This window comes from Streptomyces sp. NPDC058284, assembly GCF_042881135.1.
GTDB lineage: Bacteria > Actinomycetota > Actinomycetes > Streptomycetales > Streptomycetaceae > Streptomyces.
Genome location: NZ_JBHVYE010000049.1, coordinates 1 through 15,081 on the forward strand (window position 1 = coordinate 1; position 15,081 = coordinate 15,081).

Annotated in this window: 14 protein-coding genes and 2 pseudogenes; 9 read left to right on the plus strand and 7 right to left on the minus strand. The window is 69.1% G+C overall.

The window, feature by feature from the left end:
- Window positions 1-283: 283 nt before the first annotated feature.
- A complete protein-coding gene (locus tag ACFVYR_RS36585) occupies window positions 284-448 on the plus strand; it encodes a hypothetical protein (protein ID WP_384262599.1) in 165 nt (54 codons plus the stop codon).
- Window positions 449-753: 305 nt separating this feature from the next.
- Window positions 754-1,284, plus strand: coding sequence for an IS5 family transposase (locus ACFVYR_RS36590; protein ID WP_384262597.1), 531 nt, complete (start codon window positions 754-756; stop codon window positions 1,282-1,284).
- On the opposite strand, the gene ACFVYR_RS36595 is transcribed toward ACFVYR_RS36590, so the two are convergent.
- The 3 genes from ACFVYR_RS36595 to ACFVYR_RS36605 form a co-directional block, all read right to left on the minus strand.
- The gene (locus ACFVYR_RS36595) at window positions 1,281-1,529 is read right to left on the minus strand and encodes a helix-turn-helix transcriptional regulator (protein WP_384262594.1); all 249 of its coding nucleotides are present in this window, start codon (window positions 1,527-1,529) and stop codon (window positions 1,281-1,283) included. The two genes, ACFVYR_RS36590 and ACFVYR_RS36595, sit on opposite strands and share 4 nt — an antisense overlap.
- On the minus strand, window positions 1,508-2,215 hold the full coding sequence (locus tag ACFVYR_RS36600) for a hypothetical protein (protein ID WP_384262592.1): 708 nt from the start codon (window positions 2,213-2,215) through the stop codon (window positions 1,508-1,510). The genes ACFVYR_RS36595 and ACFVYR_RS36600 overlap by 22 nt, the downstream gene beginning before the upstream one ends.
- A gap of 221 nt (window positions 2,216-2,436) precedes the next feature.
- On the minus strand, window positions 2,437-2,766 hold the full coding sequence (locus ACFVYR_RS36605) for a hypothetical protein (protein WP_384262589.1): 330 nt from the start codon (window positions 2,764-2,766) through the stop codon (window positions 2,437-2,439).
- 508 nt (window positions 2,767-3,274) lie between these two features.
- Between ACFVYR_RS36605 and ACFVYR_RS36610 the strand changes: the two genes are divergently transcribed.
- Complete coding sequence (locus ACFVYR_RS36610) at window positions 3,275-3,760, plus strand: hypothetical protein (protein WP_384262587.1); 486 nt, start codon at window positions 3,275-3,277, stop codon at window positions 3,758-3,760.
- Between the two features lie 322 nt (window positions 3,761-4,082).
- Here ACFVYR_RS36610 and ACFVYR_RS36615 read toward each other — a convergent pair whose 3' ends face one another.
- Together ACFVYR_RS36615 and ACFVYR_RS36620 are read right to left on the minus strand one after the other, a co-directional pair.
- Window positions 4,083-5,201, minus strand: coding sequence for a fatty acid desaturase family protein (locus ACFVYR_RS36615; RefSeq protein ID WP_384262584.1), 1,119 nt, complete (start codon window positions 5,199-5,201; stop codon window positions 4,083-4,085).
- Between the two features lie 7 nt (window positions 5,202-5,208).
- Window positions 5,209-6,264, minus strand: a complete 1,056-nt coding sequence (locus tag ACFVYR_RS36620; RefSeq protein ID WP_384262582.1) for a ferredoxin reductase — start codon at window positions 6,262-6,264, stop codon at window positions 5,209-5,211.
- A gap of 86 nt (window positions 6,265-6,350) precedes the next feature.
- On the opposite strand from ACFVYR_RS36620, the gene ACFVYR_RS36625 reads away from it, so the two are divergent.
- From ACFVYR_RS36625 to ACFVYR_RS36640, 4 genes and pseudogenes are all read left to right on the plus strand, one after another.
- Window positions 6,351-7,490, plus strand: a complete 1,140-nt coding sequence (locus ACFVYR_RS36625) for a PucR family transcriptional regulator (protein WP_384262579.1) — start codon at window positions 6,351-6,353, stop codon at window positions 7,488-7,490.
- An 81-nt stretch (window positions 7,491-7,571) separates the two neighbouring features.
- A complete protein-coding gene (locus ACFVYR_RS36630) occupies window positions 7,572-7,694 on the plus strand; it encodes a hypothetical protein (protein WP_389613837.1) in 123 nt (40 codons plus the stop codon).
- Between the two features lie 24 nt (window positions 7,695-7,718).
- Window positions 7,719-8,057: a thioredoxin family protein gene (locus ACFVYR_RS36635; RefSeq protein ID WP_384262576.1), complete on the plus strand. Its 339-nt coding sequence runs from the start codon at window positions 7,719-7,721 to the stop codon at window positions 8,055-8,057.
- Between the two features lie 46 nt (window positions 8,058-8,103).
- Window positions 8,104-8,184, plus strand: a pseudogene (locus ACFVYR_RS36640) (transposase family protein); the annotation flags it as partial.
- 94 nt (window positions 8,185-8,278) lie between these two features.
- Here ACFVYR_RS36640 and ACFVYR_RS36645 read toward each other — a convergent pair.
- Both ACFVYR_RS36645 and ACFVYR_RS36650 read right to left on the minus strand, forming a co-directional pair.
- Window positions 8,279-9,124: a hypothetical protein gene (locus tag ACFVYR_RS36645; RefSeq protein ID WP_384262574.1), complete on the minus strand. Its 846-nt coding sequence runs from the start codon at window positions 9,122-9,124 to the stop codon at window positions 8,279-8,281.
- A gap of 96 nt (window positions 9,125-9,220) precedes the next feature.
- Window positions 9,221-9,661 carry a hypothetical protein gene (locus tag ACFVYR_RS36650; protein ID WP_384262572.1) on the minus strand — a complete coding sequence of 147 codons (441 nt, stop codon included), beginning with the start codon at window positions 9,659-9,661 and terminating at the stop codon, window positions 9,221-9,223.
- Between the two features lie 381 nt (window positions 9,662-10,042).
- Between ACFVYR_RS36650 and ACFVYR_RS36655 the strand changes: the two genes are divergently transcribed.
- On the plus strand, window positions 10,043-13,636 hold the full coding sequence (locus ACFVYR_RS36655; RefSeq protein WP_384262569.1) for a hypothetical protein: 3,594 nt from the start codon (window positions 10,043-10,045) through the stop codon (window positions 13,634-13,636).
- Between the two features lie 278 nt (window positions 13,637-13,914).
- A pseudogene (locus tag ACFVYR_RS36660) lies at window positions 13,915-14,049 on the plus strand (IS5/IS1182 family transposase); the annotation flags it as partial.
- Window positions 14,050-15,081: the final 1,032 nt, after the last annotated feature.

The following is a 15,081-nucleotide window of genomic DNA, read 5'->3' on the forward strand; positions in this document are numbered from 1 at the left end:
GGTTCTGACTGGGGCCCCAAAATTCGTTAGTGTAATTGGTGGGCTTGCGGGTGGTTTTGTGTTCGCGCCGGGGGTGGTGGTAGAGCCGCCACCCCGGCCGCGACCTCCTTCAGCAACACCTGACGGCTGTCTCAGAACCGGTCTTTGAACCCTGCTGATGCTCTTGGAGCGTTGGCCTGAGGTTGCTACGGATCTCGGCATGGGTTGACGCTGCGGCCGGTGGGGTCGCGACTCGTCGTCGGCGGCATTGCTCGCAGCGCCTCGGCCTCAGGGGGTGGGCACTATGCCCGCAGGGACCAAGATCGGGAATGTGAGCCGGGCCCGGTACGAGGAGTTCATCGCGGAGGACCGCGGCGGCGACCTCCAATTCCGCCTGGCAGCCCGCCGCGCGTGCCGCCGCTGCCAGGGACCGCTTCATGCTCCGGTGCTCCTCGGTCTCGCCCGCTGAGGCGCAGGACAGTGAGCGGCGGTCGTGCGCGAAGAAGCGCCCGCCGTGGCCGGACACCTTGGCGTGCATGGGCATACGGCACGCGGTGCAGGATAAAGCGGCGCGCGGCCTGGCCCGGTAGACGGCCGCCCAGCCCATGACGCGGCCCAGGTCGTCGAGTGTCGCGTCAAGGGTTCCGTGCCCCTTCAGGTGTGCGGTCAGCGGCATGGTGAGTCCCCTTTCTTTTCCTGCCGGGCTCATCAGCACGCGGCCGGCGCCTGGCACCGGCCACCGCGTGACTTCCCGCAAAAGGGGGCGGGGCGCGTGTGGAGGCCGATGGGCGCGAGGCGCTGGGACGTTTCCGGGGCGGGCTGACCAGCAAGGTCCACTTCCTGGCCGATGACCGGGCCCGCCCGCTGGTCTGGGAGACATCACCCGGCCAGCGGGGCGACAACCCCATGCTCGTGCCCGTGCTGGAGCGTCTGCGGATCTACCGGCACGGACCGGGACGCCCCCGCACCCGTCCCGACCGACTCCGCGGGGACAAGGCCTACTCCAGTCGTGACACCCGCGCTTACCTGCGCCGACGGCGTATCAAAGCGACCATCGCCCAGCCCGATGACCAACGCGACAACCGCCGGCGGCAGGGCCGACGCGGCGGCCGGCCCCCGGCCTTCGACACCGGCCAGTACCGACGCCGCAGCACCGCCGAACGCTGCGTCAGCAAATGGAAACAGTTCCGTGCGGTCGCCAGCCGCTACGACAAACGCGACTACATTTTCAACGGCACCCTGACCGTCGCAGCGATGGTCATCTGGCTCCGCGACACCGTCCAAGGGCCATCAGAAACGACCTAAGCCAGGCAGGCGATCAGCTCTCCCCGGCTGGTCACGCCGGTTTTGCGATAGATCGACTTGAAGTGGTCGTTGACCGTGTGTGGCGACAGGGCGAGGCGGTGGGCGATCTGTTTGACAGCCTGGCCTTCGAGGGCCTGCTCGATGACCGTGCGCTCGCGGACCGAGATGCCGTACCACTGGGCGAGCGCGGGCAACAGATCGGTGGCCTGGGCGGGTTGGAGGGTCACCACCACCGCGCCGGGCATCGCCCCTTCGAGGGGCTGCGCTCGGAGGGAGAGCCAGCCCATGGCGGTGGGTGCGCGGATGTGCGCCGGTGCGGCCGTGCGCCGCGCGGTGTAGGCGATGTGCCAGACGAAGCCGAGTATCTCCTTGTCGTTGGCGGGCGCGTGGGGTAGACGCCGGGCATCACCGCGCGCAGGGCGTCGTGCCCCGACGAAGTGGTCCCGGCGATCTGGTCGTCGCCGTCGATGACCGAGACGATGGGTGGAAACGGGCCGATCCGGGGCCGTAGCGGCCTGCTCGTCACATACCGCTTCACGGCCTGCGCCAGCGGCTGGGCCAGCTCCGCGGCGCGAGCGGCCTCGGTCGGCGAGAACGGCCTCGACGCCCGCTCGCGCAGCAGGACCAACGCACCCCAGGAGGCCCCGCGTTGGGTGAGTGCGATGCACAGCTCGCTGCCGTAGCTGTCGGCGGCCATGAGGCGGTGCAGCCTTCGCGGCTGCGGGTGCTCGTCCCGGGCCCCGGCTCCCAGCACGAGGGCCGGGCAACTGCCGTGGATGAGCTCCGCGACCGGGCTGCAGGTCCTGCCGAGGGCGTTTTCGAAGTCCATGCGGCGTCGCGCGCGTATGTCGTAGTCGTTCTCGCAGGCGAGGAAGCACCGCGCGCCGGTGATGGGGTCGTAGCCGGTGAGCAGATACCCGTCGTGCGGCACCACTCGGCTCAGCTGGCGCGAGAGCTGGCCGCCCAGCTACGTGACGCTGCCGACCCGCGCCGCCGCTTCCGGCGCCGAGCGACTCACCGTACCGACTGAGTTCAATGAACCCGCCCCCGTGGTCATGCGGCGAGTCTGGCACACACCACCCCTCCAAATCCGGGTATTTACCACGTCTCCTGCTGCCGGACAGCGCATGCGGACGGGGTGTGCGCCGGGGTTCAACTGGCCTGCAATCCCTGAATCTTGGGATACCGAGCTCGTCCTCCGCCCTCCACAGTTGAGGTCACAAGCCAGCAGCCAGGAGTCAACGGTGGGGCCGACATGAGGTGGGAGGAGGGCGGTTCCATGTTCGTGAGCACGATCGCCGCCGCGAGGTTCGGCACGTCGATGATGTTCGGCAGGCCGTTCCACCGTCGGTCGCTCGACCGGCTGCTCGACGGAATGCGGGCGGCCCGCAGGAGTTCGGCGCGTTCGCCGCCGCCGAAGACGACGACCCGCTCGATGGCGCGGCGCTCGACCCGGAGACGCGGCGGCTGGTACAGGGGCAATGCCTGCGCACCCAGGCCTTGCGGGCCGCGCGGGAGACCGCTTGGATCCAGCTTGCGTGGGTGGGCACGCTGGTGTGGAGCCCCGGACCTTCGCTGCAGTGCACGCCCGGGGCGCCGGGGCCCGGGGTGACGCCGATGAGTTCCCAGCGCCCCTTCCGGCCCCGCTGGAGCTGGGGGTGGGTTGTCGGGCCGTTGTTGGTGTCGCCTGTATCAAGCCGTGAGCTGAGGGAGTGCGGGACAGAGGGGCGCGGACATGTACCACCGGCCCGATTCGATCGGTACCGCCCATCCGTTGTTACAGATGGTGATCATGTCAATACCTATGGTTTGAAGGTCGGTCCGGTGATTCCGCTGACTGGCTCATCGCACAGAAGGGGAGCGACACATGGACTTATCGCGAGGGGCAGAGCACTTACCGCGTCACAGCGAGGTCGAGAATTCGACCCGCCGGGCCTGGATGGGCAGGGCGCTGGGCGTAACGGTCGGCCTGGCTGGTGCCGCTGTGGCCATGGGGTCGGCCCAGGCGCAGGAATCGTTGCAGAATCCCAGGTCAGCCCAGGCCAGTCAATCGGACTGGCGCTTCTGCACCAAGTGCTTCGGCTTGTTCTTCCGGGGCTACCCCTCGGACGGCGCCTGCCCAGGGGGCGGTGGTCACGACTCGGCCGGGTACAACTTCAATCTGCCGCACGATGTTCCGGAAACGCCGACCGCGCAGCGGGACTGGCGGTTCTGTAACAAGTGCTTCGGCCTGTTCTACTACGGCAACTCGTCCAACGGCCGCTGCCCCACAGGTGGTAGCCACACGAAGGCCAACGGGGACTACGACTTCGTCCTGCCGCACGATATCCCCCCGACCGCCAACTCCCAGCGGAACTGGCGGTACTGCAACAAGTGCTTCGGCTTGTTCTTCTACGGCTACCCCACCAACGGTGTCTGCCCCGCGGGCGCGGCGCACTACATGATCGGGTACGACTTCGTCCTGCCGTTCCTCTAAACGATCTCGATGATTCGTGGTGCGGCTTGGGCTGACACACGGGCCGATATCTATCGCCTTTTGCGGACGCCTGACTCCATCACATAACACCGTCGAGCCCGGTGTGCGCCGGCGGTTGCGCGAGCGCCGCGGCTGAATCTCAGGGCACGAAGCGGTCATGCCCGTCCCTCGCCTGGAACGCAGCAGCACTCGCCCGCCGGCGGGCACGGCGAGCTGAGCTCGGTAGCCATCCCTCTTCGACTCCGCCGCTCGCGCCCCGACCGCGGCAGGCCAGCGCACGGTGCCGCCGTTACGGCCGAAAGATCTGAACCAATACCGGGAATCAGGCCGCGACGAGCTCCCGCTCGCGGTCCGGCGTTTTGACCTTGGGCTTCTTGTTCGGCAGCGAGAGCCGGAAAATCTTGCGCCACGCGGAGAACACCTGCTTGGGCAGCGGCCCGGTGACGTACTCCAGCTCGTACTTCTCGAACAGCGCGCGCACCTTCACCGCGACCTCGGCGTACCGGTTGCTCGGCAGGTCCGGGAAGAGGTGGTGCTCGATCTGGTGTGACAGGTTGCCGGTCATGAAGTGCATGGCCTTGCTGCCGCTGATGTTCGCCGAGCCCATCATCTGGCGCAGGTACCACTGGCCGCGCGTCTCGCCCTTGATCGACCGGCGCTCGAAGACCTGTACGCCCTCGGGGAAGTGCCCGCACATGATCACCGAGTGGGTCCAGAGGTTGCGGACCAGGTTCGCGGTGAACGTGGCGCCGAGCGTGGGGAGGAACGACGGGCCCGAAAGGAGCGGGTGGATCACGTAGTCCTTGAGCACCTGCTTGCGGATCTTGCGGCCCACGGCCTTGGCCTGCGCGCGGAACTCCGGGTTCTTGCGGCGGCGCTTGTTCAGGTTCTTGCCGAGCTCCAGGTCGTACGCTGCGATGCCGTACTCGAAGAAGCAGGCGTTGATGAAGTTCCACAGCGGCTGGCCGAGGTGGAACGGGTGCCACTTCTGGTCCTCGTCGACGCGCATGATGCCGTAGCCGAGGTCGTTGTCCTTGCCGATCACGTTGGTGTACGTGTGGTGCAGCTCGTTGTGCGAGTGCTTCCACTGCTCGGACGGCGAGACGTGATCCCACTCCCAGCTGGTGGAGTGAATCTTCGGGTCCCGCATCCAGTCCCACTGGCCGTGCAGGATGTTGTGGCCGATCTCCATGTTGTCCATGATCTTCGCCACGGACAGACCGGCGGTGCCGAGCAGCCACGCGGGCGGGAAGATCGAGAACAGCAGCACGCCTCTGCTGACCAGCTCGAGCTTGCGCTGCGCCGAGATGACCTTACGGATGTACGCGGCGTCTTTCTCGCCGCGGCCGGCGATCACCTCGTCGCGGATCGCGTCCAGCTCGCGTCCGAGCTCCTCGATCTGCTCCGCGGTCAGGTGGGCGGTGGGGTCGATGGCGGTCAAGGTGCTCCTACCGTTCGATGTCGCAGGGGCCCGCCGCGGCGGACACGCAGGTCTGGATGAGGACGCCCGGCTCGGCCTCGGTGATCTCGCCGGTGCGCAGGTCGCGTACGGCGCCCGCCTTGAGCGGCGTGACGCAGCCGAAGCAGATGCCCATGCGGCACCCGGAGGGCATGAGCACGCCGGCCTCCTCGCCGATGTCCAGCAGCGGCGTGGCGCCGTCCGCGTCGACGGTCTTGCCGGTGGTGCTGAACGTGACCTCGCCGCCGTCGCCGGCGACGACGATGCTGGGGCGGAAGCGTTCGGTGTGCAGGCGCTCTGGGACGCCGTGCGTGCTCCAGTGCTCTTCGGCGGCGTCGAGCAGGCCCGCGGGCCCGCAAGCCCAGGTCTCGCGCTCGGCCCAGTCGGGCACGAGTTCGTCGAGACGGGCGATGTCGAGCATGCCCTCCGTGTCGGTGTGCACCTCGGTGAGCCGTAGCTTCTTGTCCGCGACCAGGTCGTGCAGTTCGTTGCGGAAGATCACGTCGTGCGGCTGTGGCGCGCAATGGACCATGACGACGTCGTCGAACTCGGTGTCGCGCAGCATGCCCATCACGGGCGTGATGCCGCTGCCGGCCGTCAGGTAGAGCACCTTGGCGGGCTTGGCCTGCGGCAGCACGAAGTCACCGGTCGCCTGGTCGAGGTGGATCAGCGTGCCCGGTTTCGCCCTGCGGACCAGGTGGTTGCTGACCTTGCCGCCCGGGATCGCCTTCACGGTGATCGTGACGCGGCCGTCCTGGCGGCTGGTCGGCGAGGTGAGGGAGTAGGCACGCCACAGGCGCACCCCGTCGACGTCGACCCCGATCCGCACGTACTGACCGGCCGTGTGGCCGCGCCAGCCCCGCCCCGGCCGGATCACGACAGTCGCGGCGTCACCCGTCTCGGGGTGTACGGCCTCGATGCGCCCACGCAGGTCAGCGCCCGCACGCAGCGGGCTGACCAGGTCGAGGTAGTCCGACGGCAGCAGCGGCGTCGTGACCATCTCCAGCAGTTTCCACGCCCTGCTGCGGAGGGCTGTACTCGTCATGGCTCCAGCTTGCTGCGCCTCAAGGTGTAAAGTCCTGACCGCAGGACGTAAATCTGCTCGGTCGAATTGTTCGCAGGGAACAAAATGTGAGCCATGCAATCCGGAGGGCCAGCGAACTGGCCTTGGATGAGACGACGGTCACCGCACTGCGGGCCGCGCTGAAGACCACTGCCGACGAGGTCGTCCAGGCGATCATCGAGGAGGTCCCTCCCTACGCCAACGCCCTGTCGGGCAGCATGGGTGCCACCATCCGCCGCGCCGTCCGCACTGCCCTGGGGCACTACCTGGACCTCGCCAGCGGGAAGGCCACAGGCGGCGACGCCGGTGACGCGGCCTACGAGTTGGGCCGCGGCGAGGTGCGCGACGGCCGTTCGATGGACGCCCTGCTCAGCGCCTACCGCGTCGGCGCCCGCGTGGCCTGGCGATGCCTGGCAGCGGGTGCCGTACCCGCAGGTTTGCCCGCCGCCGAGGTCGCCAAGTTCGCCGAGCTGACCTTCGCCTACATCGACGAGCTCTCCGCCGCGAGCGCCGCGGGCCACGCCGATGAACTGGCCGCCCGGGGCCGGGCTCATGAGCTTCACCTCGAACACCTGGCCCGCGACCTCCTCGCTGGCGCGAGCCCGGACGTGCTGTTGGTCTCTGCGCAACGGGCCAGGTGGCAGCCTCCGGTTACGCTGACCGCGGTCCTGCTGCCCGCCGCCCAGGCCCGGCCTGCCTACCGTGTGCTCGACCCGAGCACCCTCGTCCTGGACGATCTGCCGGATGCCGCCGGTGTGCTGCTCGTCCCCGACGCCGACCGCTCACATCTCTTGCGGCAGCTGACCGACCGCACCGCCGTGGTCGGCCCGGCCCGGCCATGGACTCGCGCGTCCGCCTCCTACGCGCGAGCCGTACGCGCGCGTTCCCTCTCCTCTGATATCCGCGACACCGAGGACCACCTGCCCGAGTTGGTGCTGAGCGCCGACGCGGAGGCGTTCGCAGACCTGCGTACCCGAGTCCTCGCACCGTTGAGGGCCCTGCCCGACGCGACCGCACGGCGGTTGGAGGAGACACTGCGGGCGTGGCTGCTGCACCAGGGCAGGCGGGAGGAGGTGGCGGCGGCGTTGTTCGTCCATCCCCAGACCGTCCGGTACCGGATGTCGCAGCTGCGGGAGCTGTTTCCGGATCTCGCATCGCCGAACCGGGTCCTTGAACTGACGCTGGCGGTCGGTCTTCGGGTCAGCTGACGCGTTCTTCGACCACGCACGACCGAGTCCGCGAGCGGTCCGGGAATCGTGCCTCGTCCTCGGCGCCATATCCGGTGGACGATGCGCACCGGCCCGCTCGTCGACGCGCTCATCGAGTATCTGGTCGGTGAGCTGGACAGCTATACCGGACGACCGGCCGGGCCGGCCTGGCACACCGCGCGAGGGATGATGGGGAGGGAATGACGGAACGTGAGGTCAGGAGCTTCCATGGCGAACCGGGTTCACCGACCCCGTGAGGACGCAGAGTTCAGTTTCATCCTCGGAATGAGCGGAGTTCCGGTCCTCGCATACTTCACGGGGACATGGCCCAAGGCAATCGAGCCCTGCCGGGTGATGGACCTCGTCGTGGGCGGCATCGCCGACGACTACACGGGCCGCCTGACGGCCGTCCGCACCGACATCATGCGTTGCCCGGCCGCAACCGAGCGATACGGGATCACCGGAGCCCCCTCCTGCGTCCTGCTGAAGGAGGGAGAGGCGGTGGCGCACGGCACGGGGCCTATGACCAGCGCCGAAGTACGGGAGCTCTTGGACGGTCACCTCTGAGCGGCCGCTGTGGCACGAGGCCGCGACGCCCGCCACGTCTCGCCTCTGGGAGCTGCGTCTGACCATGCGGCAGCTGGGGCCGCTGTTCGGTGTCTCGTCGTCGACGGTGTGCCGGGCGATCCAACGAAGGAGGTTGACCGCCCGCGTGTGACGAGACACGTCGACCAGGGAGGCCTTCGAAGCTGTGGCGCGAGTGCTCGTACTCAGTCGGGCTGGATGCCTCACAGGACCGGCGCGCTGTAGCGGACGTCGTAGCTCTCTTCTACCTCGTGCAAGCGTTCCGGGAGTGTGTTCTGGAGGCGCCTGACCTCTGCGGAGTGGTCCTTGAGGAACGTGGCGCGAAGTTTCCGGCGAAGCCCTTCGCGCGCCGCCTCCACCGGAGCCATGCACCGGGCGTAGAGCGTTCCCAGACGCCGGTCCTCACGCCCTGCGGCGCGCGGGTCGCTGTCGAGTGCGCTCAGCCGGGAGTCCACCACACCGAAGAAGGCATTCTCGTCGATGGCGTCGAGCCCGTGCTTGGCGAAGCAGCCTTTCAGCTTCGTGTGGAGCCGCTGTACCACCGGCTCCTCGTTCACCGATTCGACGGCCTTCCACCAGCGTGCTTGCAGGGGCGCGACCACTTTCCCCAGTGAGCTGATGTGGTCTCCCCTCGCGTCCGCGCACCGGGGCCTGGCGGCTGGTGCCGGGACGGGCGGGCTCGTGAAGCCGTGCGTGCGCACGTACGCCAGGTCGGGCAGGGCCAAGTACCGTACGAACATGGGCGGTGGCGCGTCCGCGGGGTCACCGGACGGTGTCGTACAGGCCTTTGTGCGGACGTCCTGGGCCAAGGCGAGGAGGCCTGTGAGCCCTTGGGTGCGGCGGGTCTCGACCCCGGTGGCCGGGAACAGCATGGGGATGAGGTCGGCGCGTGACGGCTCTGAATATCTCACCTTGGCGGTCGCGGGCGGTGCCCCTCCCTCTTCCGGCGTGGACTCCGAGCACGCGGCGCTCGACAGGCACAGAAGGCCGGCCAGCGCGATGGCCGCGGCACGGCGCGACGATGGGGCGTGCAGGTGATGGGCGGGCACCCTGCTCCTCCTTGTCGTGAGGCGTGAGCGTGCCGCCCGCCCCGCGGGCGCACCGAGGCGCGCCCGCGCGGGCGAACGGTCCCCTCAGGCGTGAGGTCAGTGGGCGACCTTGACGGTGTCTCCACCGTCGTACTCGCTGCCGACCCCCATGGGAGTGCCCGCGCTCACGTCGGACAGGAGGACGATCCACGGGCTGTGGTTGACGTCGTAGGCGAAGATGTAGCCGCGGCTTCCGCCCTTCCAGCCGCTGGAGGTCTTGTAGAAGCCGCGGTATCCGTCGCCGACGGTGGACGTGGAGTCGTTGGAGTAGGTGAGGTTGAGGTCGTTGCAGCTGCTGCTGCCCGACTTGTTCACCGTGGTTCCCTGCTGGTGGTAGCCGGTGGTGAGGGTCTTGGTCGCGCAGGCCTGCGGGCCGGCGGGAGTTGAGGCTGTCGCCGAGGGCACGACGACGGCGCCGCCGAGCGCGAGAGCCATCCCTGTGATCACAGCGGTGCGGCGGAAAGTGACTGCGCCGCGGCCGAGCTTCGTGCTTCGCATGGTGGAACTCCTCGGTGTCGGTGGTCGGATGACAGGTGCCCGTGCCGATGCGTGACGCCGCGGTCGGCCTCGTCTCCGAGGTCCGCGGGCACCCACTTGCTCTTGATGGCGCCGTGCTTGTCGTGCCTTCAGCCGGGCCGGTGCGCCTGGCCGGTCACTTCCCCGAGCGTTCACGCATCCCGGGGCCGGAGCGCCTGGGGCGGCCCGGCACCGATTTCACCTCACCGCGGCTTTGTTCATCACCCCAGCTCAGTGGGGTAAACAATCGAGCCCGGGACGGGTGGGGGCCACCAGGGATGGCCGAGGGGTAGCTTGTCCGGCTCTTACGGGGCCCGTAGCGTGGCGCTGCAGTGATCATCCGGAGCTCGGGGGAATTTCAGGATGGGTCGCAAAGAGAAGCCGGTCGATCCGGCGACGGGACCGGTCGCGCGGTTCGCGGTCGAGTTGCGCAAGCTGCGCGACGAGGCCGGCGGCATCGGCTATCGGGCGCTGGCCGAGCGCACCGGGTACTCGGTCACCGCGCTGTCCCAGGCCGCCGCCGGCGAGAAGCTCCCCTCCCTGGCCCTGACGCTCGCCTACGTCAAAGCCTGCGGAGGTGACGAACAGGGCTGGGAGCGGCGCTGGCACACGGTCGCCCGTGAGGCGAGCGAGAGCGCGGCCGCCGGCGAGGACACCGCTGACGCGCCCTACCGGGGCCTGGCCCGTTTCGAGCCCGGCGACGCGCACCTGTTCTTCGGCCGGGACCACCTGACCGACCACCTGACCCAGCTGGCCCAACAGCACCCGATCACCGCGGTCTTCGGCCCGTCCGGCAGCGGCAAGTCCTCCCTCCTGCGGGCCGGGCTCACCCCTCGCCTGCGCCACCTCGGGGGACCGGGACAGCGCCCGGCGGCGATCCGCATCCTCACCCCCGGCGCCCATCCCGTGCGCACCCGCCCCGACGCCCTGATTCCCGCAGCGGCGGACGGGGACACGTGGCTGGTCGTGGACCAGTTCGAGGAGGCCTTCACCCTCTGCCACGACCCCACCGAACGCAGCGAGTTCATCACCCGCCTCCTGGCCGCCCGCCACCCCGGGAGCCGACTGCGCGTGCTCCTTGGCGTACGAGCCGACTTCTACACCCGCTGCCTCGAACACCCCGAACTCGCCGAGGCCATCCGGGAGTCGAGCCTGCCCGTCGGTCCGATGTCGCCGAGCGAGCTGCGCGAAGTCGTCGTCAGACCCGCCACCGCGGGTGGACTGACCGTGGAGCGCACCCTGACCGCCCACCTGGTCGACCAGGCAGCCACTGAGCCCGGCAGCCTTCCGCTGCTCTCCCACGCCCTGCTGGAAACCTGGCGCCACCGCCGCGGCCGCATCCTTACCCACGAGGCCTTCAACTCCGCCGGCGGTCTGCACGGAGCCATCACTCGCACCGCCGAGGACACCTACGCCCGGCTCTCCGAGGCCCAGGCCCGCACGGCCCGGCGTGTCCTGCTGCGCCTGATCACCCCGGGCGAGGGAACCCCGGACACCCGCCGCCCCATCGACGTGAGCGAACTGGAAGAAGACCAGCACCCCGACACCCGCGTTGTGCTGGACCAGCTGGCCCGCGCCCGCTTGATCACCCTCGAGGACACCACCGTCGACCTCGTCCACGAGGCGCTGATCACCGCCTGGCCCCGGCTGAGCGCCTGGATCGAGGAGGACCGCGAACGCCTACGCGTGCACAGACGCCTGACCGAAGCCGCCACCGCGTGGGCCGAACTCGACCGGGACCCCGGAGCGTTGTACCGGGGGTCCCGACTGGCGAGCGCCGAGGAGCACTTCCCTCACTCCCACGGCCACGACACCCAACTCACCCACCTGGAACGCGCCTTCCTGCACATCAGTACCGAGACCCACAACCAGGAAAGGCAAGCGGCCGCCCGCACGACCCGACGGCTGCACCGGTTCTCCGTCGCCGTGTCCGTGCTGCTCGCCCTGGCCCTGACCGCCGGCCTGCTCGCCCTGCAGCAGAACCGCACCAGCGACCGGCAGCGCGCACGCGCGGTGGCCGCGGGACAAACCGCCCTCTCCCGCCAGCTCGCCGCCCAGTCCGCCTCCCTGCTCGAGACCCGGCCCGACCTCGCCTCCCTCTTGGCCGTCCACGCCTACGACACCAGCGCCACCCGGGAGGCCGACACCAGCCTCCGTACGGCCGCCGGACTGCCGCTCGACCGCCGTTTCGAGCAGGGGCTGTTCACCGAAGTGAGGCGGGTGGCGTTCAGCCCCGACGGTCGTACGCTGGCCGTCGGCGGCACGCGTCACGGCAAGACACGCGTGGAGCTGCGGGACGCGGTGAGCGGAGCGACGCGACGCTCGTTCACCGGCATCGTCAGCGATCTGTCGTCCGTGGCGTTCGACCGCCGTGGACGTCTGCTGGTCGGTGGCTTCGACGACAGTGAAGTGTGGTGGTGGGCCGAGGGCTCCCGCGCGCACCGCACGACGTTGCGCGGTGCCGCGGGCATGTGGAAGGGATCGAGTCCCAACGCTCGCGCCCTGGCAACGGTCAGCGATGGTGACAGGCCGTTACGGCTGTGGGATCCGCGTACCGGCCGCCTCCGTGCGACCTCCGACGGAGCGGTGAACAGCGTGAGCGCCACGGTGTTCACCGCCGACGGGCGCACTCTGGTGATAGGTGGTCTGAATAGAAGAGGCCAAGGAGTCGTGCAGCTGTGGGACACCGTGTCGCTCAAGTCCCGTGCCGCGCTGGTGGTGCCGGGCGGCCGGGTGACTTCCGTGGCCCTCGCGGCCGACGGCCGCACACTCGCCACCGCCGGTGCGAGCGGAAAGGTGCGCCTCTGGGATCTCGGTAGGGGCCGCACCCGTGCAACGTTCTTCGTGCAGACCACCGACAAGGTGCTCCTGCTGATGTTCAGCCCCGACGGCCGCACACTTGCCACCGGCGGCAACGATCTGCGCATCAGGCTCTGGGAGACGGCCACCGGAAAGGTCCGCACCACGCTCACCGGCCACTCCGACTCCATCGTCGACCTGGCCTTCAGTTCCGACGGCCGATCTCTGGCCAGCGGTGCGACAAACGGTGAGGTGCGCTTGTGGGACTTGACCGCAGAAGCGACACTGGCCCCCGCCATCGCCCGCTCCGACGAGCTCGCGGCCATGGCGTTCAGCCCCGACGGGCGCCTGCTGGCCACGGGTAGCAACTCCGGTCCGCACGGTGGGGAAGTACGGCTGTGGAAGACGGCCACCGGCACCGAGCGCAGCGTGGCCCTGCGGGGTTTCCCCACGGTGCGGTCCGTGGCCTTCAGCCCTGACGGAGGCAACCTGGCCGGCCTCGGTAGCGACGACCGGTCGGAGAGAGCAGTGGTGCGGTTGTGGGATGTGGCCACAGGGAAGGTACGCGCCACCTTCACCAAGCCCATCGACCACGTGCTGGCCATCGCCTTCACGTCCCGCGGAGACCTCCTGACCACCGGTGACGCGACAGGAGTGGTGCAGTCGTGGGACATCGACTCAGGCATGGCCCGCATGTTCAAGGGGTTCAAGGCGTTCTCGACGCTGACTCCCGTGGCAGCCTTCAGTCCCGACGGACGGACCGTGGCCGCCGGCGACCTCGCGGGGCGCCTACGTCTGTGGGACGTCGCAAGCGGCGCCCCGCGGACCGTCATCTCGCAGCGTGCCGACAAGGTCGGGACACTGGCTTTCAGCCCCGACGGGCGCACCCTCGCCCTCAACGGCCGTACCGACGGCGACGTGCTCCGCCACACGTTCCCACGACGTACCGCCAGCAAGGCGGCCCTCGCCTTCAGCCCCGATGGGAAACACCTGGCGGGCGGCAGCGACGAGGGCACCGTACGGCTGTGGGACCCGGCCCCTCTCCAACTGGATCTCGCCCGCCAAAAGATCTGTCACGCCGTCAACCGCGACCTCACCCCGCAGGAACGCGCCACTTACCTCGAAGACCCGACAGGCCGTTCCCCCTGCCGTTCTTGACCGCGCCGAACCGTGCCGTTCACGACTGTTCCGAGCCGGAGCCGGAGCCGGAGCCGGAGCCCGTGGCTGTGTCCGCACCGGCCCGGCCGCCTGGCTGATTCCTGATATGTAGAGCGTTCTTGTCAAGGGGCATGGGCGTGCGGACCCTGTCGGGGCGGGCTCGGTCAGGGGGGGCAGGTGCGAGGCGCAGGGCGCGAATTGGTGTGAGGGCGAGGCGTATGGGAGGCAGGAGGAGCAGGCATGCTCCGATGGCCTGGGTGGTGCGCAGGCCCAGGGTGGTGGTCATCGACGCCGATACCCGCCGGGTCGTTGTGGTTGGCCGACCACTGCCGGGCAACCGGCACGATTCCCGCGGCTGGGAGGAAGCCGGTGCCAAGGCCGCCGTCAGCAACACCATGACCATCGCCGACGGCACCACCCTCGCCCTCGCCGGGAACCAGGGCACCCTGCGGCTGTGGGACGTGACCTCCCAGCAACCCCTCGGCCCCGCCCTGCCCACTCCGGGCGACCGCATCCTGTCCCTGGCCTTCAGCCCGGACGGCGGCACACTGTACGCCGCCGGTGAACACGTGCCGTGGCAGAAGTACGACATCGACCCGGACCGAGCCGTCGGCACGGTGTGCGCACGCGCCAGGGCTTCGCTGTCCCCAGCCGCCTGGAACAGGTTTCTCCCCGAAGGCCCCTACCGGCAGCTGTGCCAGTCTTGAAAGTACGCGAGCGAAGCGCTGATCACCTGGGCCGCGATCCCACTCGCTGCCTCCACCTGGCGACTGCTACATCTACCGCTGTGACGGAGTAGTGATCTCCAGGTGGTTGGGCTGCTTTGGTCTGATGTTTCGTCTTTGGGTGTGGGATTCGGGACGGCTGAAGGAGTTGCGGTCGGGTGGGATGAGCGTGGTCTGGGGGCGTGTTCGGTTTGGTTGTTCGAGGGCTTGGCCTGTGGTCCGGTAGTTGTGTGGGATTGATCTTGGGTTTCTCGTAGGTGTGGTGGTGCGTCTATAGGCGGCTGCGCTCTCTGGGAGCTTGGGGTTGCGGATGGTGCTGGTCAGTGGCGTGTGTGGGTGAGGAAGACGCGGAGGCGAGCGCACCCACACCCTCTACCTCGACCGCCTCACTCACAGTCTCCTGACCGACTGGCTCACCGAACGCACCCGCCGCTGGCCCGCCTCACCCAACCCCCACCTGCTGATCACCACCCACAGCGCCCACCACCCCGAGACACCCCCGCTCAGCTACTGCGTCCTGCGCGCCCCGTTCGACCAAGTCGGCATCTCCATGAGCAGGCTGTGGAGAGACCGGGTCCTGAACGAAGTACGCACCAGCGCCGACCCGGTCCAGGTGGTCCGCCTTCTCGGAATCCACCCGTCCACTGCCGTCCGCTACCTCCAGACAGTCCACCCCGACAAGGCACTTCCGCCCATCCGATGAGCCCCCGGCCGACGAGA

Coding starts and splice junctions, on each gene's coding strand:
- ACFVYR_RS36585 (WP_384262599.1), top strand. CDS start 284: ATGCCCGCAGGGACCAAGATCGGGAATGTGAGCCGGGCCCGGTACGAG.
- ACFVYR_RS36595 (WP_384262594.1), bottom strand. CDS start 1,529: ATGCCCGGCGCGGTGGTGGTGACCCTCCAACCCGCCCAGGCCACCGAT.
- ACFVYR_RS36610 (WP_384262587.1), top strand. CDS start 3,275: ATGGGGTCGGCCCAGGCGCAGGAATCGTTGCAGAATCCCAGGTCAGCC.
- ACFVYR_RS36620 (WP_384262582.1), bottom strand. CDS start 6,264: ATGACGAGTACAGCCCTCCGCAGCAGGGCGTGGAAACTGCTGGAGATG.
- ACFVYR_RS36630 (WP_389613837.1), top strand. CDS start 7,572: ATGCGCACCGGCCCGCTCGTCGACGCGCTCATCGAGTATCTGGTCGGT.
- ACFVYR_RS36635 (WP_384262576.1), top strand. CDS start 7,719: ATGGCGAACCGGGTTCACCGACCCCGTGAGGACGCAGAGTTCAGTTTC.
- ACFVYR_RS36650 (WP_384262572.1), bottom strand. CDS start 9,661: ATGCGAAGCACGAAGCTCGGCCGCGGCGCAGTCACTTTCCGCCGCACC.
- ACFVYR_RS36655 (WP_384262569.1), top strand. CDS start 10,043: ATGGGTCGCAAAGAGAAGCCGGTCGATCCGGCGACGGGACCGGTCGCG.